General features: G+C 71.0%; 22 protein-coding genes. 13 read left to right on the top strand and 9 right to left on the bottom strand.

Going from position 1 to position 19730, the window contains the following annotated elements:
* Positions 1 to 5 precede the first annotated feature (5 nt).
* Positions 6 to 1241: a bifunctional phosphopantothenoylcysteine decarboxylase/phosphopantothenate--cysteine ligase CoaBC gene (coaBC, locus tag J0I43_RS12290; protein WP_292864128.1), complete on the bottom strand. Its 1236-nt coding sequence runs from the start codon at positions 1239 to 1241 to the stop codon at positions 6 to 8.
* 123 nt (positions 1242 to 1364) lie between these two features.
* Between coaBC and J0I43_RS12285 the strand changes: the two genes are divergently transcribed.
* A complete protein-coding gene (locus J0I43_RS12285) occupies positions 1365 to 2030 on the top strand; it encodes an NRDE family protein (protein ID WP_292864457.1) in 666 nt (221 codons plus the stop codon).
* A 24-nt stretch (positions 2031 to 2054) separates the two neighbouring features.
* Here J0I43_RS12285 and J0I43_RS12280 read toward each other — a convergent pair whose 3' ends face one another.
* Both J0I43_RS12280 and J0I43_RS12275 read right to left on the bottom strand, forming a co-directional pair.
* On the bottom strand, positions 2055 to 3473 hold the full coding sequence (locus tag J0I43_RS12280; RefSeq protein ID WP_292864126.1) for an FtsX-like permease family protein: 1419 nt from the start codon (positions 3471 to 3473) through the stop codon (positions 2055 to 2057).
* The gene (locus tag J0I43_RS12275) at positions 3470 to 4165 is read right to left on the bottom strand and encodes an ABC transporter ATP-binding protein (RefSeq protein WP_292864123.1); all 696 of its coding nucleotides are present in this window, start codon (positions 4163 to 4165) and stop codon (positions 3470 to 3472) included. Before J0I43_RS12275 ends, J0I43_RS12280 begins: the two co-directional genes overlap by 4 nt.
* A 113-nt stretch (positions 4166 to 4278) precedes the next feature.
* Here J0I43_RS12275 and J0I43_RS12270 point away from each other — a divergent pair, with 113 nt between their 5' ends.
* On the top strand, positions 4279 to 4911 hold the full coding sequence (locus J0I43_RS12270) for a YdeI family protein (protein WP_292864120.1): 633 nt from the start codon (positions 4279 to 4281) through the stop codon (positions 4909 to 4911).
* Between the two features lie 11 nt (positions 4912 to 4922).
* Here J0I43_RS12270 and J0I43_RS12265 read toward each other — a convergent pair whose 3' ends face one another.
* Positions 4923 to 6479, bottom strand: coding sequence for a methyltransferase domain-containing protein (locus tag J0I43_RS12265; protein ID WP_292864117.1), 1557 nt, complete (start codon positions 6477 to 6479; stop codon positions 4923 to 4925).
* 66 nt (positions 6480 to 6545) lie between these two features.
* On the opposite strand from J0I43_RS12265, the gene J0I43_RS12260 reads away from it, so the two are divergent.
* On the top strand, positions 6546 to 7094 hold the full coding sequence (locus tag J0I43_RS12260) for a helix-turn-helix domain-containing protein (protein ID WP_292864114.1): 549 nt from the start codon (positions 6546 to 6548) through the stop codon (positions 7092 to 7094).
* 35 nt (positions 7095 to 7129) lie between these two features.
* On the opposite strand, the gene J0I43_RS12255 is transcribed toward J0I43_RS12260, so the two are convergent.
* Entirely contained in the window at positions 7130 to 7723 is a 594-nt protein-coding gene (locus J0I43_RS12255) for a TetR/AcrR family transcriptional regulator (RefSeq protein ID WP_292864111.1), read from the bottom strand.
* Between the two features lie 86 nt (positions 7724 to 7809).
* Here J0I43_RS12255 and J0I43_RS12250 point away from each other — a divergent pair, with 86 nt between their 5' ends.
* Positions 7810 to 8910 carry a hypothetical protein gene (locus J0I43_RS12250; protein WP_292864109.1) on the top strand — a complete coding sequence of 367 codons (1101 nt, stop codon included), beginning with the start codon at positions 7810 to 7812 and terminating at the stop codon, positions 8908 to 8910.
* Positions 8911 to 9041: 131 nt separating this feature from the next.
* Here J0I43_RS12250 and pgi read toward each other — a convergent pair whose 3' ends face one another.
* Positions 9042 to 10730, bottom strand: a complete 1689-nt coding sequence (pgi, locus tag J0I43_RS12245; RefSeq protein ID WP_292864105.1) for a glucose-6-phosphate isomerase — start codon at positions 10728 to 10730, stop codon at positions 9042 to 9044.
* Positions 10731 to 10808: 78 nt separating this feature from the next.
* On the opposite strand from pgi, the gene J0I43_RS12240 reads away from it, so the two are divergent.
* The 5 genes from J0I43_RS12240 (at position 10809) to J0I43_RS12220 (ending at position 14159) form a co-directional block, all read left to right on the top strand.
* Positions 10809 to 11684 carry an LssY C-terminal domain-containing protein gene (locus J0I43_RS12240; protein WP_292864103.1) on the top strand — a complete coding sequence of 292 codons (876 nt, stop codon included), beginning with the start codon at positions 10809 to 10811 and terminating at the stop codon, positions 11682 to 11684.
* Positions 11681 to 12175, top strand: a complete 495-nt coding sequence (locus J0I43_RS12235) for a hypothetical protein (protein ID WP_292864100.1) — start codon at positions 11681 to 11683, stop codon at positions 12173 to 12175. Before J0I43_RS12240 ends, J0I43_RS12235 begins: the two co-directional genes overlap by 4 nt.
* Before the next feature lie 12 nt (positions 12176 to 12187).
* Positions 12188 to 13009: a Cof-type HAD-IIB family hydrolase gene (locus J0I43_RS12230; RefSeq protein ID WP_292864097.1), complete on the top strand. Its 822-nt coding sequence runs from the start codon at positions 12188 to 12190 to the stop codon at positions 13007 to 13009.
* Between the two features lie 52 nt (positions 13010 to 13061).
* Complete coding sequence (locus J0I43_RS12225; RefSeq protein ID WP_292864095.1) at positions 13062 to 13892, top strand: aldo/keto reductase; 831 nt, start codon at positions 13062 to 13064, stop codon at positions 13890 to 13892.
* 75 nt (positions 13893 to 13967) lie between these two features.
* Positions 13968 to 14159, top strand: coding sequence for a hypothetical protein (locus J0I43_RS12220; RefSeq protein ID WP_292864093.1), 192 nt, complete (start codon positions 13968 to 13970; stop codon positions 14157 to 14159).
* A gap of 124 nt (positions 14160 to 14283) precedes the next feature.
* On the opposite strand, the gene J0I43_RS12215 is transcribed toward J0I43_RS12220, so the two are convergent.
* Positions 14284 to 15108: a siderophore-interacting protein gene (locus J0I43_RS12215; RefSeq protein WP_292864091.1), complete on the bottom strand. Its 825-nt coding sequence runs from the start codon at positions 15106 to 15108 to the stop codon at positions 14284 to 14286.
* A 92-nt stretch (positions 15109 to 15200) separates the two neighbouring features.
* On the opposite strand from J0I43_RS12215, the gene J0I43_RS12210 reads away from it, so the two are divergent.
* From J0I43_RS12210 to J0I43_RS12195, 4 genes are read left to right on the top strand one after another with little or no spacing between them, the layout of a single operon-like run.
* Complete coding sequence (locus J0I43_RS12210; protein ID WP_292864088.1) at positions 15201 to 16196, top strand: siderophore ABC transporter substrate-binding protein; 996 nt, start codon at positions 15201 to 15203, stop codon at positions 16194 to 16196.
* Positions 16197 to 16203: 7 nt separating this feature from the next.
* Positions 16204 to 17175 (top strand): ABC transporter permease, encoded by a 972-nt coding sequence (locus tag J0I43_RS12205; RefSeq protein ID WP_367267555.1) that lies wholly within the window; start codon positions 16204 to 16206, stop codon positions 17173 to 17175.
* The gene (locus J0I43_RS12200) at positions 17168 to 18226 is read left to right on the top strand and encodes an iron chelate uptake ABC transporter family permease subunit (RefSeq protein WP_292864085.1); all 1059 of its coding nucleotides are present in this window, start codon (positions 17168 to 17170) and stop codon (positions 18224 to 18226) included. The genes J0I43_RS12205 and J0I43_RS12200 overlap by 8 nt, the downstream gene beginning before the upstream one ends.
* Positions 18223 to 18978 carry an ABC transporter ATP-binding protein gene (locus tag J0I43_RS12195; protein WP_292864082.1) on the top strand — a complete coding sequence of 252 codons (756 nt, stop codon included), beginning with the start codon at positions 18223 to 18225 and terminating at the stop codon, positions 18976 to 18978. The genes J0I43_RS12200 and J0I43_RS12195 overlap by 4 nt, the downstream gene beginning before the upstream one ends.
* A 27-nt stretch (positions 18979 to 19005) precedes the next feature.
* Here J0I43_RS12195 and J0I43_RS12190 read toward each other — a convergent pair whose 3' ends face one another.
* Both J0I43_RS12190 and J0I43_RS12185 read right to left on the bottom strand, forming a co-directional pair.
* Positions 19006 to 19251 carry a hypothetical protein gene (locus tag J0I43_RS12190; protein WP_292864080.1) on the bottom strand — a complete coding sequence of 82 codons (246 nt, stop codon included), beginning with the start codon at positions 19249 to 19251 and terminating at the stop codon, positions 19006 to 19008.
* Positions 19248 to 19694 carry a VOC family protein gene (locus J0I43_RS12185; protein WP_292864076.1) on the bottom strand — a complete coding sequence of 149 codons (447 nt, stop codon included), beginning with the start codon at positions 19692 to 19694 and terminating at the stop codon, positions 19248 to 19250. Before J0I43_RS12185 ends, J0I43_RS12190 begins: the two co-directional genes overlap by 4 nt.
* Positions 19695 to 19730: the final 36 nt, after the last annotated feature.

The raw sequence follows: 19730 nt of genomic DNA, 5'->3' as shown, positions 1-19730 counted from the left end.
CGGGGTCAGGGGCGCCGCGCGATCACGGCGTCCCAGACGGCGTCGGCGACGGTGCGCTTGGAACCGGATGCTTCGGCGAGGATCTCGCCGTCGGCATCCATGATGAGGATGTCGTTGTCCACGCCCTCGAACCCGCGATCCCAGTCGACGCGGTTGACGACGAGGAGGTCGGCGCCCTTACGCGCCGCCTTCCGTCGGCCGCGTTCGACGAGCTCCGCATCCGTGGAGGCGGTCTCAGCGGCGAAGCCGACGACGATCTGCCCAGGGCGCCGGGAGGCGACGAGCCCGGCGAGGATGTCGGGGTTGGGGACGAGGTCGAGCGACGGCACCCCGTCCTCCTTGCGCAGCTTCGTCGGAGCGACGGCGGAGACGCGGTAGTCCGCGACGGCTGCAACCATCACGACGACGTCAGCGCGCGCCGCGGCATCCGTCATCCCTTCCTGCAGCTCGGCGGCGGTCGAGACGCGCGCGACCGTGATGCGTGGATGCCGTAGCGCCGCGTCGAGCACGCCGTCATCGACGTGTGCGGCGACGAGCGTGACCTCCGCCCCGCGATCGGCGGCGGCGAGGGCGAGGGCGGTGCCCTGACGCCCGCTCGACCGGTTGCCGAGGTACCGCACGGGATCGATGGGCTCGCGCGTTCCACCGGTCGAGACCGCGACCGTGAGCCCGGAGAGATCGCCGGATGCCGTGGCATCCACGATTCCCCGCACCGCGACGTCTGAAATGCGAAGCGCCGCCGAGAGGATCTCGTCGGGCTCGGTCATGCGGCCGGGTCCGGCGTCGCCGCCCGTGAGCGGGCCGTCGACGGGACCGACGACGTGCACGCCGCGCGCTCGGAGGGCCGCGATGTTCGCCTGCGTCGCCGCGTGCTCCCACATCGCGGTGTGCATCGCGGGTGCGACGACGACGGGCGCGGCCGTCGCGAGAAGCGTCACGCCCAGGAGGTCGTCGGCGATGCCGGCGGCCATCTTCGCGAGCGTGTTCGCCGTCGCGGGGGCGATGATGACGAGGTCGGCTGACGTGCCGAGCGCGACGTGCCGCACCTCGGAGACGTCGTCGTGCACGCTCGTCGTGACAGGATGGCGCGAGACGGCCTCCCACGTGGTCGCGCCGACGAAGCGCAACGCGTTCTCGGTGGGAACAACGTGCACCTCGTGCCCGTTGGTGACGAGTGCGCGCACGAGGTGCACCGTCTTGTACGCGGCGATGCCGCCCGTCACGCCCACGACAACGAACATGGTCCGATCCTGCCACGCGGGGTCGGCGGAGAGGTCACGAGCACTGTGTGCACCGTCATCGTCCACGTTCCCGAGCCGGCCCCGGGAGGCGCGGCCGGAGAGCCCGGCACGCCCGCACCGCCCGTGCGCCTGCTCGCCGTGCGCGACGAGGACCCATCGCGCGCCTGGGACCCGCTCGGCGCGTGGTGGCCCGATCGGCCGAACGTCGTCGGGGTGCGCGACCGGCGGGCCGGGGGCGCGTGGCTCGCAGCCGATCCAGACGCAGGACGGCTCGCGGTGATCCTGAACCGCGCTGACGTCGTCGTCGAGGACGCCGTGCCGCTGGAATCGCGCGGGCGCATCGTGCTGGATGCCGTGGACGGACGCACGCCCGCGACGCCGCCGCACACGCACGGGTTCAACCTCGTCGAGGTGACCGCCGGCGGCGCCGCCGTCACGATGTGGGACGGCGGGTCGCTCCGGCGCGTGGATCTCGACCCGGGCATCCACATGATCGCGCATGACGACGTCGACGATCCCGCCACGGCGCGCATCGCCGCGTGGCGGGGCGCGTTCGACGAGCCGGCCGCGAGCGACGACGGCTGGCGGGAGCGGTGGCTCGACACCCTCGAGCGCACGAGCGCGCTCGGACCCGTCGACGACCGCGCCATCGTGCGCGACAATCGCCCCTTCGGCTACCCGACGCTGTCGTTGCTCGTGTGCACGGCATCCGTCGGCGCGTCCGGGGTCGATGTGCGCTACGGCGAGTTCGCCGAACCCGGTTCCTGGAACCGCCCCGCGCTGCGCTGACGCCGCACCGCAGGTGGCGCGACGCTAGGCGGAGCGGCGGATCGCGGCGACGATCGGGGTGGTCGCCCGCACCGACAGCCACACGATGAGGATGCCGACCGCGAACGTCCCCGCGATGATGACGAGCGACACCGGCGCGAAGAGCACCGCCGCACCGACGAACGGGAACGCCAGCACGCCGCCGACCGCGGCGCCACCGAGCGCTGCCCACCGCAGCGGGACCATGACCGTGAGCGACCGCGCCTTCTGCAGCTGATCGGCGGGCATGCCGAGACGGTCGAGCCCGATGATGAGCTCGCGGTCCTCCAGGACGGATGCCGCCTGCGTGAGGCCCACCGAGCACGCCAGCAGCACGAACCCGGCGCCGAGGGTCACGAGGACGCCGGTGCGCATATCGGCGAACAGCGTCGCGTCCGCGGCCGCGCCGGCGCCCGCGTCGTCGCCGAGGATCGTCGCGAGGCTCGCGCCCGCCCCGCCGACGACGGCGATGAAGGAGATCATCGCGATGCCGGAGACGCGCCGCCAGGCCACCGCGGCATGGGCGGCGAGCTCGCGCCCCGCGATGAGTCGTGACGCCGACGATGCGGACCTCGCCATCGCACGGCCGCGCGCCGCGACGAGCGGGGCGCCCATCGCGTTCACGAGGAGGAGCGAGACCGCGAACAGCCCGAAGAGGAAGCCGATGATCGCGATCGGGCCGAGGACGCTGCCGAGGGCGTTCCCGATCGCTCCGAACTGGCTCGCCGCGAGGGCCACCACGACGATGAGAATGCCGCATCCCACGAGCAGGGCGGTGCGGCGCGGAGGCGGATCGGTGCGTCGGCGCACCCCGAGCGGAGTCAACCGCACCCGCCTGAGGCTGACGGCGGCGCTTGCAGTGGCCAGGACGACGACGGCGCCGACGGCGGACGCCGCGATCGCCGGGCCCGTCCACAGCGCCGCCGCACCGACTGAGCCGCCGAAGAACGGCAGCAGTCCGACGGCGGGCAGCAGTGCGATGAACAGGACGACTCCGCACAGGGCCCCGATGGCCGCTGTCGCCGCAGCTTCGAGCACGGTCATCACGCCGACCTCACCGCTCGTCGCTCCGAGGAGGCGGAGCGTCGCGAGCCGGTCGTTGCGCCGCCGGGCGGACAGCCGCGCAGCGGCGGCGCCGAGCGTCGCGATCGGCACCGCGAGGAGCACCAGGGCGAAGATGCTCAGCGGGGCGTACATCTCCGCATTCGTGGCTGCGCGCGGGTCGGTGAGGAACATCCGCACCCCGCCTGCGACGATCAGCAGCAACGCCGTGGTCACGGCGAACGCGACGACGGGGAGCACGAGGGCGGCCCGGCCCTGCCGTGACGGCCGGGCGAGCAGGCGCGTGAGCGTCACGACCCGTGCGGCGCTGGCCGCGGTGGCGCGCGGCGCCGCGGCAGGCGCGGAGAAGGCGGGCGCGGTCATCGGCTCGTCACCTCTGCGCTCAGTCGTCCGTCGCGCATCCGGAGCACGCGACCGCATCGCGACGCGACGCCCGGGTCGTGCGTGACCACGACGAGACTCCGCCCCTGCCCGACGGTCGCGTCGAGCAGGGCCGTCATCACGTCGGCCGACGTGTGCGAATCGAGCGCGCCGGTCGGCTCGTCGGCGAAGACGAGCGGGGCGCCGGTGACCTGGGCGCGGGCGATCGCGACCCGTTGGGCCTGGCCGCCCGAGAGCTGCCCGATCCGGCGCTCCTCCATTCCGGCGAGGCCCAGTGCGCGCAGCCACGCGGCGGCGTGCGCTTCGGCATCCGCCCGCGGCACGCCCTGTACGAGCAGCGGCAGCGCGGTGTTCTCGACCGCCGTGAGCTCGGGCAGCAGCAGGTGCTCTTGGAAGACGAAGCCGAGCAGCGACCGGCGCGCGGCCGACCGCTCGTTCTCGCTCATGCCGACGAGCTCGATCGGCGGCGCGGCGGGTGGGGCGATCCGCACCGAGCCGGCGTCGGGCGCGATGATCGCGGCGAGGCAGTGCAGCAGCGTCGTCTTGCCCGAGCCGGACGCGCCCATGATCGCGACTGCCTCGCCCGCGGCGATCTCGAGGTCGACGCCTCCGAGGGCGACGAGGTTGCCGTAGCGTTTGACGAGGCCATGAGCGGACAGTACGGGGGTGGTCATGTGCCCAGTCTCCGGCTTCGTGTGCGGGCATGTCGTCGACCGTCGGATGTAATCCGGGTCCGCCTCGCGATGGATCCCGAGCGATGTCGGATCCCCCTGGTAGCGTCACGCACGTGAGCGAGGTCGAGCCCGACGTGGTGTTCTTCGAGGATGCCGCGGCCTTCCGCGCGTGGCTCGAAGCCCACCACGCCTCCGCCCCGGAGATCTGGGTCGAGCGTCGCCCCAAGGCGCACCCCGCGCAGGGCCTGACGTGGGAGGACGCCGTGGTCGAGGCGCTGTGCTTCGGGTGGATCGACTCGGCGACCCGTCGCATCGGAGATGTCCGCACCCAGCGCTTCAGTCCGCGCAAGCCCTCGTCGAACTGGAGCGCCATCAACATCGCGCACGTCGAGCGGCTCACGGCCGCGGGGCTCATGCACCCCGCGGGGATCGCCGCCTACGAGCGGCGAACGCCCGAGCGCACCGCCGTGTACTCGTACGAGACGCGTGAAGAGCTCGACGAGGCGGAGTTGGCCGCACTGGCCGCAGTCCCCGCCGCGCACGCCTTCTGGAGCGTCGCGACGCCGGGGTACCGCCGCCTCTGCGCCAACTGGCTGCACGGCGCGAAGCGCGCGCAGACGCGAGCCGATCGCCTCACCGCGCTCGTCGCGCACTGCGCGGCGGGCGAGTTGATCCCTTCGCAGCGGTACGGCACGCCGCCCGCCTGGCTCGCCCGCGCGGCCGCGGCGGCAGCGTCGCGCGGTTAGCGCGTTGCCCCCTACCGGCGGCGCACGAGCAGCACACCGTCGTCGATGACGGCGGGCGTTCCGTCCGGACCGTGGAGGTCACGGGCGCGCAGCTCGGCGAGTTCGATCACCCAGTCGTCCGCGTCGAGACCCAGCAGCGCGAGCTCCTCCGTCGGCGTGCGCAGGAGCGGGAGGTGTTCGGGTGCATCCTGTTTCCAGGGCGGCAGCGCGGCGTGCGAGACCGCCAGCATCCGGCCGCCCGGCGCGACGCGGGTCAGCGCGTCGCGCAGGATCGCGATCCTCGGAAAGTCGGGCTCCCACGAGTGCAGGAAGCTCGAGACGACCAGGTCGAACGGCCCGGTCGGGAGGTCGCCAGCGGCATCCACGGACGCGAAGTCGATCTGAATCCCGCGCTCTCGTGCGGCCGCGCGGGCGCGGTCGACGGCGGTGCGCGACACGTCGACCGCCGTCACAGTCCATCCGCGCTCGGCCATCCACACGGCATCCGCGCCTTCGCCGCAGCCGATCTCGAGGACCGATCCGCCGACGTGCCCCGCCGTGAGTTCGGTGACGACGGCCGCAGTGGTCTTGTTCACACGTCCCGACCAGACGCGGTCGATGTCGGCGTAGCGCTGCTCCCATCGTGCGTTCCGCTCGGCGCTCCGGTCAGCCACAGCGCGGGCAGTGTCGTCGGCGACGAGTCTCGCGTTGGCGCCGGCTCCGGCCATCGAGCCCGAGCCCATCGCCATCGGCACGTTGCCGTGGGGCGCGGTGAGGTTGCCCGCGGCCCACACCCGGGGGTGGCTGGTTGCTCCTGACCCGTCGACCGCGAGCGGCGATCCGGGTGAATCGCTCCGGGCGAGCCCGAGCGCCTCGGCGAATCCGAGGGAGAGGCGGGGGAGGGGGGCCGTGAACAGCGCGTCGATCTCGTGGCGACGCCCGTCGGCGGTGACGACAGCGGCCAGCGCGTCGTCGACGACCTCGAGGCGCTCGACGAGGGCATCCACGATCCGAATGCCTCGGGCCACCAGCCGCGCGCGCACGTCCTCCTCGAGAGGCTCGGCCGCAGCCGTGAACGCCGTCACATCATCGCTCCACTGCCGCGCGAGTTCGATCTGGTGCAGGCTCGCGGGTGAGGTCGCGAGAACGCCGAGGCGCGAATCCACGACTTCGAATCCGTGGCAGTACGGGCAGTGCAGGACATCGCGACCCCACCGCTGTGCGAGTCCGGGCACGTCGGGCAGCTCGTCGATCACGCCGGCAGCGAGGACGACGGCGCGGGTCGTGTCGATCGTGCCGTCGGCGCGCGTGATCCGCAGCTGAGAACCCAGATCGACGATGCTCGTCACAGCTCCGTTCTCGATCGTCACGCCGTAGCGGCGGGCCTCGGTGCGTCCCTTCTCGAGGAGCTCTCCAGGATCGATGCCGTCGTGGCCGAGCACGCCGTGCATGTGTGCGGAGAAACGATTCCGCGGCTGCGCGGCGTCGATGACGAGCGTGCGTCGGCGAGCCCTCCCGAGCATCTGCGCGGCACTCAGCCCTGCCACCCCGCCGCCCACGATGACGGCATCCCACTTCGGTGAATCCATGCCCACAGCATCCGCCGTCAAAGCACAGTATTGCAAGTTGTTTTGCGCAAATGGCAAGATGGAATCATGTCGGCAACGGATCGCGTGGGAGAACGGCTGCGGGCCGCCCGTCAGGACAAAGGCTGGACTCTCGAGGAGCTCGCCGGGCAGGCGGGCGCCTCCGTCAGCACTCTGTCGCGTTTGGAGTCGGGGAAACGCCAGGCCAGTCTCGAGCTGCTCGTGCCGCTGACGCGGCTGCTCGGCATCCGCCTCGACGATCTCGTCGCCGAACCCGCCGACCCGCGCGTGCGCAGACCTGCGACGAATCGCGACGGCCACATCGTCGCTCCCCTCACCCGTGAGGACTCGCCGGTGCAGACCTTCAAAGTCACCTTCCCACCGCGCGTCGCGCCGCCCGAGCCGCGCGTGCACGAAGGATTCGAATGGTTCTATGTGCTCAGTGGTCGGGTGCGCCTCGTGCTCGACGACAGCGAGCTGGTGCTGGTCCCGGGTGAAGCCGCCGAGTTCGACACCCGCACACCGCATTCGATCAGCGCCGTCGGGCCCCGACCTGCCGAGGTCGTCTCGATCTTCAGCCCCGACGGGGCACGACTGCACACGCGTACGACCGTCTAGCTGAACGTGGCGCCGTCCGCGGCCTCGCCCGCGCGTCAGTGCACGAAGATGTCCGGAAGCGCGTCGATGTACGCGACCTCGTCGAAGTCGTCGAGCATCGCGCGCTGCAGGACGAATCCCGGAGCGGCGGACAGGACGACGGGGGCCATGCGCGCACCCCACGCCGACGGATCGGCGCCCGTCCGGTCGGGATGTGCCGCCGCCCACTCGGTGAGCCGATCGGCGACGGTCTGACGCAGATCGCGGAACACGGCCGAGACGAGGGTGCGGATCTCGGCGTCGATCGAGGCCTCCCCCCACAGCTGAGGGAGGACCGACCCCACGTTCTCGGCGCGGATTCCGCGGATGAGCGTCGCCATGACCTCGCCGGGGCTGAGTGGGCGGTCCGCGCCGGCTCCTGCTGCGAGCTCGTCGCGGCGCGACTTCAGAATGCGCGACGCAGCTGCCACGAAGAGCTCCTGCTTGCCGCCGGGAAAGTTGCCGTAGATGGCTCCGGCGGAGAGCCCGGAGGCGGTGACGAGATCGGCGATCGAGGTGCGCGCGTAGCCGTGCTCGGCGAACTGCGAGATCGCGACCTCGATGATCTCGCCGCGGCGGGCATTGCGGTACTCGTCGGTGACCTTCGGCATGATCCTCCTCGCGTTGACAGCCTAGTCCGAGACGAGTATAAAGAACGAGCATTCGTTTTTTATACTTTCTTTCCGCTGGAGTTCAGATGTCCGCACCCACCGCCACCGCGCCGCACACGCCGCACACCCCGATCGGCCGGGTCCTCGGCGTGTCGATCGCGCTCGCCGCGCTCGTCGCCGTCGTCGTGCTCGCCTTCGCGTGGCCGAGCGTCACGGCCGAACCGCACAACCTGCCCGTCGCGATCGCCGGTCCCGAGCAGGCCGTCACGGCGGTCACGGCCGCCCTCGACGAGAAGCAGCCCGACGTCCTGGCGTTCGACGAGGTCGACGATCGGGATGCCGCGGTCGCCGCGATCGAGAAGCGCGAGGTCTACGGGGCGATCATCCTGTCCGGGACGCCCGGCACCGCACCCGAGGTCCTCACCTCGTCGGCGGCGAACCTCGCCGTCAGTCAGCTGCTGACGGGTATCGGGAGCGCGCTCGAGGCGCAGGTGAACGCACAGGCGGCAGCCGCGGCATCCGCCGCCGGAGCACCCGCGCCGGCGCACATCGCGGTCACGGTCACCGACGTCGTTCCGCTTGCGGCGAGCGACCCGCGCGGCACCGGCCTCACTGCGGCCATGTTCCCGCTCGTCATGGGCGGCATGATCGGCGGCATCGCGATCTCGATCGCCGTGATCGGGGCGCTGCGGCGCGTGCTCGCCGTCGTGGTCTACTCGGCCGTCGGCGGACTCGTGCTCACCGGCATCCTCGCGGGATGGTTCGGCGTGCTCGAGGGCGACTTCTGGGCGGAGGCGGCCGTCATCGCGCTGGCGCTCGCCGCGATCGCGGCGCCGATCACGGGGGCCGTCGCGCTCCTCGGTCGCGCGGGCATCGCGGTCGGACCGATCGTCATGATGCTCTTCGCCAACCCGATCTCGGGCGCCGCGATGCCGCGCGAGTTCCTGCCGGGGGTCTGGGGTCAGATCGGGCAGTGGTTCCCGCCGGGCGCCGCGGCGAACCTGCTGCGCGACGTCTCGTACTTCCCGCAGGCGGACGCCTCGTTCTCATGGCTCGTCCTCGGCGCGTGGACGGTCGGCGGTCTGCTCCTGTCGGTGCTCGGCCACTTCCGCACGGCGGGCGGGGCGGAGTCGGATGAGCTCGCCGCCCACGAGGACGACCGCGAGCCGGCATCCCTCCCCGCCTGACGCCGCACCCACCACCGCGAGAGAACAACGCGTCGCCGAGAGGGCGGGTGTCACCCGTTCTCTCGGCGCCCGGGTGTTCTCTCGCGGAACGTCGCCGCGGGGCGGGGCGGGGCGGCGCGCCGCGGCCGGCCTCAGCCGCGGCGCGCGCGGTAGTAGTCCAGGAGGGCCTTCGTCGAGGCATCCTGCGCGTCGTAGGCGGCCTGGTCTCCTTCGACGGCGGGTGCGATCTGCAGCGCGAGCTGCTTGCCGAGCTCGACGCCCCACTGGTCGAACGAGTTGATGCCCCAGATCGCGCCCTGTGTGAACGTGATGTGCTCGTAGAGCGCGATCAGCTCGCCGAGCACACGTGGCGTGAGGGCGGGCGCGAAGATCGACGTCGTCGGTCGGTTGCCGGGGAAGGTCCGCGCGGCGACGAGGGCGCCCGTGGTGCCCTCTGCCTCGACCTCCTCGGCGGTCTTGCCGAACGCGAGCGCCTTCGTCTGCGCGAGGAAGTTCGCGAGGAAGAGCCCGTGCACGTCGCGCCCGTCGTCGGTGAGCGCGTAGGCGGGGTTCACGAAGGCGATGAAGTCGGCCGGGATGAGGCGCGTCCCCTGGTGGATCAGCTGGTAGAACGCGTGCTGGCCGTTCGTTCCCGGCTCGCCCCAGAAGATCTCGCCGGTTTCGGTCGTGACGGGCGATCCGTCCCAGCGCACGCGCTTGCCGTTGGACTCCATCGTGAGCTGCTGCAGGTACGCGGCGAAGCGCGACAGCTGCTGCGCGTACGGCAGCACGGCGTGCGACTGCGCTCCGAGGAAGTTCGTGTACCAGACGTTCAGGAGGCCCATGAGGACGGGCACGTTGGATGTCAGGGGAGTGGATGCCATGTGCTCGTCGATCGCGTGGAAGCCCGCGAGGAACTCGCGGAACGCGTCCGGCCCGAGCTCGACCATGAGCGACAGTCCGATCGCCGCGTCCACCGAGTAGCGTCCGCCGACCCAGTCCCAGAACCCGAACGCGTTCGCCGGGTCGATGCCGAAGGCCTCGACCTTGTCGAGCGCGGTCGAGACGGCGACGAAGTGGTGCGCGACGGCATCCTTCCTGCTCGCGTCCGATCCATCGATCGCGCCGGCGGCTTCGAGCCCCGCCCAGAGCCAATCGCGCGCGAGGCGTGCGTTGGTCAGGGTCTCGAGCGTCGTGAAGGTCTTGGATGCCACGACGACGAGGGTCGTCTCGGGGTCGAGGTCCTTCGTCTTGTGCGCGAGGTCGAACGGGTCGATGTTCGAGACGAAGCGCGCCGAGATCCCGGCGTCGGCGTAGGGCTCGAGGGCGGCGGAGACCATCGCGGGGCCGAGGTCCGATCCGCCGATCCCGATGTCCACGACCGTCTCGACCTTCTTGCCGGTGATCCCCGTCCACTCGCCGGAGCGCACGCGCTCGGCGAACGCGGCCATGGCGTCCAGGACGGCGTGAACGTCCGCGTCGATGTCCTGCCCGTCGACGACGAGCGCGGGGGCCTCGCCCGCGACCGGCGCGGGGCGGCGCAGAGCGGTGTGGAGGACGGCGCGGTCCTCGGTCGTGTTGATGTGCTCACCGCGGAGCATCGCGGCGTACCGCTCCGCGACGCCGGTCTCCTCCGCGAGCTGAACGAGGGCGGCGAGGATCCGGTCGTCGACGAGGTTCTTCGACAGGTCGACGTGGAGGTCCCCCGCCTCGAAGCTGAGGCGCCCGACGCGCCCGGGGTCGTCGGCGAACCACCCGCGGAGGTCGGGCTCGAGGGCCTCGGCGAGCGTTGCGAGCTCGGTCCAAGCGGTGGTCGTGGTGGGATCGATCGGCGTGGTCACGCCCCCACGCTAGCGCGCGGGGCACAGTGGAGCCATCCCGTGCCCCCGCTTCGGGTCGACCCCCGGTAGCGTGTGGGCATGACCGCTCCGGAGACGCCCCGCCGCCGTGCGTGGTCGCTCGGCACGGCGCTGGACTGGTTCTTCTTCGCGTTCGCCGGTCTCGCCTCCATCTGGCTCGCCTACCTCAACCTCACCGAGACGTTCCATCTGGGGTGGTGGGGCATCGCCGCGGGCATCGCCTTCTGGGTGCTGCTGGCCTACCTCGTGCTGCCGCGGCTGCACCGCATCCTGACGACGATCTACGTGCCCGACTACTTCATCGGGCGGGCCCGGACGAGCGACGGGCTCCTGGGCGACCCGGTGAACCTCGCGCTCATGGGCGACGCGGAGCAGCTCATCGCCGCGATGGAGCGCTCCGGGTGGCGGCGCGCCGACCCCGTCACGCTCCGCTCGTCGTGGCGGATCGTGACGTCGACCCTCACCCGTCGCAGCTACGACGAGGCACCCGTGAGTCCGCTGTTCCTCTTCGGGCGGCAGCAGGATCTCGCCTACCAGCAGGAGGTCGACGGCAACCCCGCCCAACGCCACCACGTGCGCTTCTGGCGCTGCCCCGACGGGTGGCTGCTCCCCGGCGGCCGCCGGGTCGACTGGCTCGCCGCGGCGACCTTCGACACGTCGGTCGGTCTCTCGCTGTTCACGCTGCAGATCACGCACCGCATCGACGCCGACACCGACATCGAGCGCGACCACGTCGTGCGGACGGTGTCGGGCGCGGAATCCGCGATCACGGTGGAGGTCCTGAAGGACTTCTCCACCGGGTACCACGCACGCAACGGCGGCGGCGACTCGATCCGCACCGACGGCGATCTGCCGATCCTCGACCTCCGCGCCGTGGATGCCGGGCACGCCGTGCCCACCGCGGATGCCGCCCAGGCGGACGGAGGTGCCTTATGAGCGATCCGCACGAGCGACGCCCGGCGTTCGAACCGGCGACGCGGCTCCTCCGCCCCACGGGCTACGACCCGACGATGCCGCGCCCCGCGGCGGTCATGGCAGCCGTGCTCCTCCTGGCGCTGCGCATCTTCTCCGGCACCGTCGTCCTCATCGCGGCGGCGTTCGCGCCCGAGGCGGTCGCGGACATCGACACGCTCACGGACGACGAGCGCAGCGCAGCGGTCGTCGTCGTGGTCGTGACCGCCGTCATCGTCCTCGCCGTCGACACCGTGCTGCTGCGTCTCATCTGGACCGGCCGCAACTGGGCGCGGGTGGTCGTGATGAGCGTGACGACCCTGTCCATCTGCGCGGCGTTCGCGGGCTGGTGGGATCAGGGGCAGGAGATCACGATCGACGTCGGGCTCGTTCCGCTCGGACTCGACGTCCTGATCCTTCTCGCGCTCTCCAGCCGCGACGCGGCGGCGTACGCGAGACGCCGTGAGAAGCGCTGAAAGGATGGAGGGGTGACTCCTCGCGACATCCGCCTGATCGCCGTCGACATGGACGGCACCCTCCTGCTGCCGGACGGGTCGATCCCCGAAGGGATCTGGCCGCTGCTGGGCGAGATGGCCGCGCGCGGCATCGCCTTCGCCCCCGCGAGCGGGAGGCAGCTCGCGACGCTGCAGCAGATGTTCGCCCGCGTTCCCGGAGAGCTCGACTACATCGCCGAGAACGGTGCGTTCGTGGTCCGCGGTGACGACGAGGTGTCGTCGGATGCCGTGGACGGCGCCGTCGCGGCATCCCTCGTCACGCGCATCCGGGGCCTCGTCGCCGGCGGCGCGCTGCGCGCGGGGCTGGTCGTGTGCGGCAAGCTCTCCGCCTACGTCGAGGACACGACCCCCGAGTTCGTCGCCGAGGTGGAGAAGTACTACGCGAAGCTCGAGATCGTGCCCGACCTCCTCGCCGTCACGGATCAGGTGCTGAAGCTCGCGATCTACGACTTCGACGGGGGAGAGACGCACACCGCTCGCGCGCTCGACGACCTGCGCGCGACGCACCAGGTCGTCGTGTCCGGCCGGCACTGGGTTGACGTCATGAACTCGACCGTGAACAAAGGCGTCGCCCTGCGGGACCTCCAGCGGGCGCTGGGCGTCACCCCGGCGCAGACGGCCGCCTTCGGCGACTACCTCAACGACGTCGAACTGCTCCAGGCGGCCGACTGGTCATACGCGATGGCGGATGCGCACCCCGATGTCGCCGCGGTCGCCCGCCACCGCGCGCCGTCCAACGCCGACGCCGGCGTCGTGACGGTCATCGCAGAGCTGCTCGCCGCGTCCGATCGGTGAGCACTGGCGCCGCACGGCGACCCCGCCCCGACGACGGCGTACCGTAGAGTCCATGGTCACGATTCCCACGGTCTCCCTGAACGACGGCACCGCCTTCCCCCAGCTCGGCTTCGGGACGTACAAGCTGACCGGTGACGACGGCATCGCCGCGATCGGGGCGGCGATCGAGAACGGCTACCGGCTGCTCGACTCGGCCGTCAACTACGGGAACGAGGGCGAGGTCGGCGAGGCGGTGCGGCGCAGCGGCATCCGCGACGAGCTCATCGTCACGACGAAGGTGCCCGGCCGCGAGCACGGCTACGAGGAGACGATCCACTCGGCGCATGCGTCGCTCGACCGGCTCGGCCTCGACCGCATCGACCTGTACCTCATCCACTGGCCGAACCCGAGCGTCGACCGGTACGTGGAGACCTTCCGCGCGATGATCGACCTGCGCGAGAAGGGCCTCGTCGGCTCCGTCGGCGTCTCGAACTTCACCGAGGCGATGCTCACGCGCCTCATCGACGAGACGGGTGTCACGCCGGCCGTCAACCAGGTCGAGATGCACCCGTACTTCCCGCAGGCGAAGCTGCGCGCGTTCCACGCGGCGCACGGCATCCGCACCGAGAGCTGGAGCCCGCTCGCCCGCCGCAGCGAGCTCCTCACCGAGCAGGCGGTCGCGGACGTCGCATCCGCCCACGGCGTCACGCCGACGCAGGCGGTGCTGCGCTGGCACACGCAGCTCGGCTCGACGCCGATCCCGAAGTCGGCGACGCCCGAGCGTCAGATCGAGAACGCCGACGTGTTCGGGTTCACCCTGACGGATGCCGAGGTGCAGGCGATCTCCGCCCTCGAACGCGGGCGGCTGTGGGACGGCGACCCGGACACCCACGAAGAGATGTGACATCCCCGCTGAGCACGGGCGTCCGGGTGGGTCAAGCCCCCTGACGCGCGGCGCACGCGTGCCTAGGCTCGCGGCATGAGCGACGACAACAGCACCCAGAACGGCACGCACGGCACCGGCGAACCGGCCGACGACGACGTGACGACCAAGCCGGGCGGCCTCGGCGAGGACGGGACGATCCCGCCCGACCCGGACGGTGTCGCGGCGGGCCACAGCGACGAGGCATCCCACTTCAATCCCGAAGAGGACGAGGACGCTCCGGCCTGATCAGCGGGCGGTGCGCCCGGGCTGCGCCGCGAACCGGCTCGCGCGCCAGAAAGCTGCGCGGGCGCCAGAAAGATGTGGCGCGCGCGCAGCTTCATGGCGCCCGAGCGGATGCCGCCGCCGCAGGTCAGTGCGGCGCGTGGTACTCGCTCTCGCCGCTCTTCCAGTAGCCCTTGACGACGATGCGATCGGCATCGAGGCCCCAGCGCTCGAGCAGCAGGGCGCGGCCGGTCTTCACGATGGCCTGTTCCGCCGCGACGAACGCGAACACGTCGCCGGTCGGGCGGTCGGCCCCACCGAGCTCGTCGAGGCGTGCCGCGAGCGCGGTCCCCGGGCGACGGATGCCGCGGTGCACCTGCTCGACGACGACACCCGTGGGGGCCTCGATGGGCAGCTCACGGTCGGGATCGGGCACCTCCACGAGGATGCGTCCGACGGCGGCGGCATCCATCAGGCGGGCGAAGCGACGCATCGCGGGGACGGCGGTCTCATCACCCGCGAGGAACCAAGCGTCCGGCCGCCCCGAGAGGATGAGCGACCCGCGCGGCCCGCCCACGCCGGCGGGCGCGCCGATCTCGGCCGTCGCGGCCCACGGCGCCGCGACACCCTCGCCCACGTCATCGCCGGCATCGCCGGCACCGCCGTGGATGGCGAACTCGAGATCGAGCCATCCTGCGGCGCCGTCACCGCCTCCCCAGGCGAGCGGTGTGTACTCGCGGCTGGGGGCGGCGCGCAGCTCCTCGACCGACGAGGTCTCACCTGCGGGGAAGAAGATCCGGATGTGATCGTCCGACCCGGGAGAGTCGAAGCCGCGCAGCTCCTCGCCTTCGAGGCGCACGCGCACGTACTCGGAGGTCACCCACTCGCGTGCGGCGAGACGGACGGAGCGGAAGCGCAGCTCCTGTCCGCGGCGATCCAGCTGAAAGGAGGTAGGGGAAGTCGACGAGGTCACATTACTTAGGATAGCCTCACCTTGCTTGGAGCGGCTGCACATCGCGCCGCACCCCCGGCATCCCTGCACACAACCGGAGAGATACGTCACGCATGCCCATCACACGTCGTACCCGCACGCTCACGCTCGCCTCGGCCACGCTCGCGGCCGCGCTCGGACTCACCGGCTGCGCCGGCTCCGCCGCGCCCGCCGAGACGACCGCTGATGCCGCCGCCACCTCGGTCACCGTCACCGACAACCACGGCGAACAGACCGTCGCCCTCCCGCCGCAGCGGGTCGTCGCGACCGACAACCGCACGATCTCGGTGCTCGACAGCTGGGGCATCGACGTCGTCGCCGCTCCGCTCGACATCTTCCCGGCCGGTCTGTCCTACAAGGAGGACGGCTCGTCGACGATCAACCTCGGCAACCACGGCGAGCCGAACCTCGAGGCCGTCGTTGCCGCGAACCCCGACCTCATCGTCAACGGTCAGCGCTTCGCGTCGTACTACGGCGACTTCCAGACCCTCGTCCCGGATGCCACGATCGTCGAGCTCGACCCGCGCGAGGGCGAGCCCTTCGACGCGGAGCTCAAGCGTCAGGTCACGGTCCTCGGCGAGATCTTCGCCAAGAAGGACGAGGCCGCGAAGCTCGTGGCCGACTTCGAGAAGTCGATCGAGCGCGTGAAGAAGGCGTACGACGGCCAGGCGTCGGTCATGGCGGTCATCACCTCGGGCGGGGAGATCAACTACGCCGCCCCGACGACCGGCCGCACGCTCGGCCCGGTGTTCGACATCCTCGGACTCACGCCGGCACTCGCCTCCGACGGCTCCACCGACCACCAGGGCGACGACATCTCGGTCGAGGCGATCGCCGCGTCGAACCCCGAGTGGATCCTCGTGATGGACCGGGATGCCGGGGTCAGCGAGAACACCCACGAGGCGTACAAGCCGGCGAACGACCTCATCTCCTCGTCCGAGGCGCTGCAGAACGTGCCCGCCGTGAAGAACAGCCGGGTCGTGTACATGCCCGCCGGCACCTATCTCAACGAGGGCATCGTCACGTACACGACGTTCTTCAACGCGCTGGCTGACGCGCTCGAGAGCTGAGCAGCCCGTGCAGACGGCGCAGCGCGCCCGGCAGCGGCTCTTCACCTGGCCGCTGCTGGGCGGGCTCGCCGTCGTCACGGCGCTCGTCGTGACGTCGCTGTTCGTCGGCGTCTATGACGTGTGGGGAGCGGATGACGGGGGCGAGATGTTCCTCATCACCCGCGTCCCCCGCACGGTGGGGCTCGTCCTCGCCGGAGCGGCGATGGCGATGTGCGGGCTCGTCATGCAGATGCTGACGCAGAATCGGTTCGTCGAACCCACCACGACGGGTACGACGGAGTGGGCGGGGCTCGGGCTCCTCCTCGTCATGCTCCTCTTCCCCGAGGCTCCCCTCATGGCGCGCATGGTCGGCGCGGTCCTCGCGGCCTTCTTCGGCACGATGCTCTTCTTCCTGTTCCTGCGCCGAGTGATGCTCACGTCGTCGATCATCGTGCCGATCGTCGGCATGATGCTCGGCGCAGTCGTCGGCGCCGTCTCGACCTTCATCGCCCTGTCGACCAACATGCTGCAGAGCATGGCGATCTGGTTCACGGGGTCGTTCACCTCGGTGCTGCGCGGCCAGTACGAGCCGCTGTGGATCGTGCTGCTCGTCGTCGCCGTGATCTTCGTCGCGGCCGACCGCTTCACGATCGCGGGCCTCGGCAAGGACGTCGCCACGGGGGTCGGAGTCGACTACGACCGCGTCATCCTCATCGGCACGGGGCTCATCGCCCTCGCCGCCGGTGTCGTCACCGTCGTCGTCGGAAACCTCCCGTTCCTCGGCCTCATCGTGCCGAACGTCGTCTCGCTCGTCCGCGGCGACGACCTGCGCTCGAACCTGCCCTGGGTGGCCCTGGGCGGCATCGCGCTCATCACAGCGTGCGACATTGTCGCGCGCGTCATCAACATGCCCTTCGAGGTGCCGGTGTCGCTCATCCTCGCGATGGTCGGGTCGGTCGTGTTCATCCTCCTGCTCCTGAGGCAGCGTCGCCGTGCCTGAGACCACCCCCTTTCTCGCCCGACCGGCTGCAGCGGCCGTCGCTGCGCGTCCCCGCCGCACCGGCGCCTTCGCCTCCCGCGCTCGCGAGCGCCGCTACAGCGTCACCATGGTCGCGCTGGGCGTTCTCGCCGCGGCGATCGCCCTCGGCATCCTCGCGTGGGAGAATCCCCTGCCCTTCGGCACCGACGGGTTCTGGCGCATCGCGCAGCTGCGCGTGACGAGTCTCATCGTGATCGTCGTCGTCGCGTTCTGTCAGGGCATCGCGACGATCGCGTTCCAGACCGTCACCGCCAACCGCATCGTGACCCCGTCGCTCATGGGGTTCGAATCGCTCTACACCGCGATCTCGACCGCCGCGATCTTCTTCTTCGGCGTCGCCGGCGCGCTCGCCGTGCAGGGGGTCGGCGCCTACCTCGCGCAGATCCTCGTGATGCTCGTGTTCTCCGGCGCCCTCTACGGCTGGCTGCTGTCGGGGCGCTACGCCAACGTGCAGATCATGCTGCTCGTCGGGATCATCCTGGGCGGCGCCCTCGCGGCGTTCTCGACGTTCCTGCAGCGCCTTCTCACCCCGACCGAGTTCGACCTGCTCACCGCGCGGCTCATCGGCTCCGTCGCCAACGCGGATGCCACGTACCTCCCCATCGCGATCCCTCTGGCCGCGCTCGCCGTCACGGCGCTGTGGTGGGGCGCCGGGCGCCTCGATCTGCTCGGTCTCGGGCGCCCGGTCGCCGTGAGCCTCGGCTCGCCGGGGCGCCGCGATCCGATCCTGGCCCTCCTGTGCGTGTCGGTGCTCATGGCCGTGTCGACCTCGCTCATCGGACCGATGACGTTCTTCGGGTTCCTCGTCGCGATGCTGACCTACCAGCTCTCTGACACGTATTCCCATCGCCGCATGTTCGCGATGGCGTGGCTCGTCGGGTTCGTCGTGCTCGGCGGTGCCTACGTCGTCATGAAGCACGTCTTCTACGCCGCGGGGTCGGTCGGCATCATCGTCGAGATCGTCGGCGGCACGTTCTTCCTCGTCCACCTGCTGCGAAAGGGGCGCCTGTGATCTCGCTCACCGCCGTCGAGAAGCGCTACAGCACCGACGTCTCGATCGGTCCCATCGACCTCGATCTGCCCGCGGGCGGCATCACCGCCCTCATCGGGCCGAACGGGGCCGGCAAGTCGACGCTCCTCACGATGATCGGGCGGCTGCTCGAAGCGGATGCCGGGACGATCTCGATCGCGGGGCACGACGTGGCATCCACCCGCTCGCGCGATCTCGCGAAGGTCGTCGCGATCCTCCGGCAGGAGAACCACTTCGTGACTCGACTCACGGTGCGCCAGCTCGTCGGATTCGGTCGCTACCCGTACTCCCGGGGGCGCCTGACGGAGGGTGATGAGGAGATCATCGACCGCTCGATCGACTTCCTCGGGCTCGAAGGGCTCGAAGGGCGCTACCTCGACGAGCTGTCGGGCGGACAGCGTCAGCGCGCGTACGTCGCGATGGTGCTCGCGCAGGACACCGACTACGTCCTGCTCGACGAGCCGCTCAACAACCTCGACATCCAGCATGCCGTGCAGATGATGCGCCACCTCCACCGCGCGGCGACCGAGCTCGGCCGCACGATCGTCGTGGTCCTCCACGACATCAACTTCGCGGGGCATTACGCCGACCGGGTCGTCGCGATGAAGAACGGTCAGGTCGTCGCGTTCGGGACCCCCGACGAGATCGTGCGCGGCGATGTGCTGAGCGAGATCTTCGATACCCCGGTCGAGGTCGTCGACGGCCCTCGCGGGCGCCTCGCCGTGTACTACTGAGCCGGGCGATTGTGGTGCGGGTGCGGCTCAGAGCTGCGCGCCGTCATCCCAGGGGTCTCCTCGGTGCGGCATGCGCCCGCGCCAGGACTCGTAGGCGATCAGCCAGCCGATCGAGACGATGACCGCGAGGGTCAGCCCGAGCCAGACGCTGCCGAGGATCAGCCCGATCACGACGCCGAGCACGAGGAGCACGACGGTCCCTGCGAGCCAGCCCCAGCGGCCGCGAGGCCAGCCGGTCTTCGCACTGCCGTCGTCGGCGCCGGTGAAGGTCATGACTCCACTGTAGGGGTGTCGTCTCCGCCCGCGCCCTCGTCGTCGCACATGATCATCCACTCGACGCCGAACCGGTCGGTGAGCATGCCGAACGTGCCACCCCATGGCGGCGTCGTGTACGGCGCGGTGACGGTGCCGCCGTCGGCCAAGGCATCCCACACGCGCTGCAGACGTTCGGCCTCGTCGCCGCTCACCGACACGGAGAAGCCGGCGGGCGCGGCATACTCCATCGTCGACGGGACGTCCGAGACCATCAGTACGAGCCCGTCGGGCGTCGTCAGCTGCCCGTGCATGACGAGGTGTTCTTCACCGGGCGGGGCCATCTCGGGGAAATCCGAGAACGTGGTGACCCGTAGGTCCCCACCCAGCACCGATCGGTAGAACTCGAGCGCCTCCCGGGCGGTGCCGCGGAGGTTGATGTAGGGGTTCAGCTGCAGTGTCATTCCGCCAGTGTGACGGGGGCATCCGACACCCACAAG

Origin of the sequence: Microbacterium sp., assembly GCF_017305435.1 — a bacterium.
Taxonomy (GTDB): Bacteria; Actinomycetota; Actinomycetes; order Actinomycetales; family Microbacteriaceae; genus Microbacterium.
Note: the sequence above shows the minus strand (reverse complement) of the source record. Positions and strands in the feature narration are given on the sequence as shown.

Excerpts from the sequence above, each read along its gene's own strand:
- J0I43_RS12220 (WP_292864093.1), top strand. The coding sequence starts at position 13,968 with ATGAGCGACGACAACAGCACCCAGAACGGCACGCACGGCACCGGCGAA.
- J0I43_RS12265 (WP_292864117.1), bottom strand. The coding sequence starts at position 6,479 with ATGGATTCACCGAAGTGGGATGCCGTCATCGTGGGCGGCGGGGTGGCA.
- J0I43_RS12250 (WP_292864109.1), top strand. The coding sequence starts at position 7,810 with ATGTCCGCACCCACCGCCACCGCGCCGCACACGCCGCACACCCCGATC.
- J0I43_RS12255 (WP_292864111.1), bottom strand. The coding sequence starts at position 7,723 with ATGCCGAAGGTCACCGACGAGTACCGCAATGCCCGCCGCGGCGAGATC.
- J0I43_RS12225 (WP_292864095.1), top strand. The coding sequence starts at position 13,062 with ATGGTCACGATTCCCACGGTCTCCCTGAACGACGGCACCGCCTTCCCC.
- J0I43_RS12235 (WP_292864100.1), top strand. The coding sequence starts at position 11,681 with ATGAGCGATCCGCACGAGCGACGCCCGGCGTTCGAACCGGCGACGCGG.
- coaBC (WP_292864128.1), bottom strand. The coding sequence starts at position 1,241 with ATGTTCGTTGTCGTGGGCGTGACGGGCGGCATCGCCGCGTACAAGACG.
- J0I43_RS12210 (WP_292864088.1), top strand. The coding sequence starts at position 15,201 with ATGCCCATCACACGTCGTACCCGCACGCTCACGCTCGCCTCGGCCACG.
- J0I43_RS12190 (WP_292864080.1), bottom strand. The coding sequence starts at position 19,251 with ATGACCTTCACCGGCGCCGACGACGGCAGTGCGAAGACCGGCTGGCCT.
- J0I43_RS12280 (WP_292864126.1), bottom strand. The coding sequence starts at position 3,473 with ATGACCGCGCCCGCCTTCTCCGCGCCTGCCGCGGCGCCGCGCGCCACC.
- J0I43_RS12275 (WP_292864123.1), bottom strand. The coding sequence starts at position 4,165 with ATGACCACCCCCGTACTGTCCGCTCATGGCCTCGTCAAACGCTACGGC.
- J0I43_RS12185 (WP_292864076.1), bottom strand. The coding sequence starts at position 19,694 with ATGACACTGCAGCTGAACCCCTACATCAACCTCCGCGGCACCGCCCGG.
- J0I43_RS12260 (WP_292864114.1), top strand. The coding sequence starts at position 6,546 with ATGTCGGCAACGGATCGCGTGGGAGAACGGCTGCGGGCCGCCCGTCAG.
- J0I43_RS12240 (WP_292864103.1), top strand. The coding sequence starts at position 10,809 with ATGACCGCTCCGGAGACGCCCCGCCGCCGTGCGTGGTCGCTCGGCACG.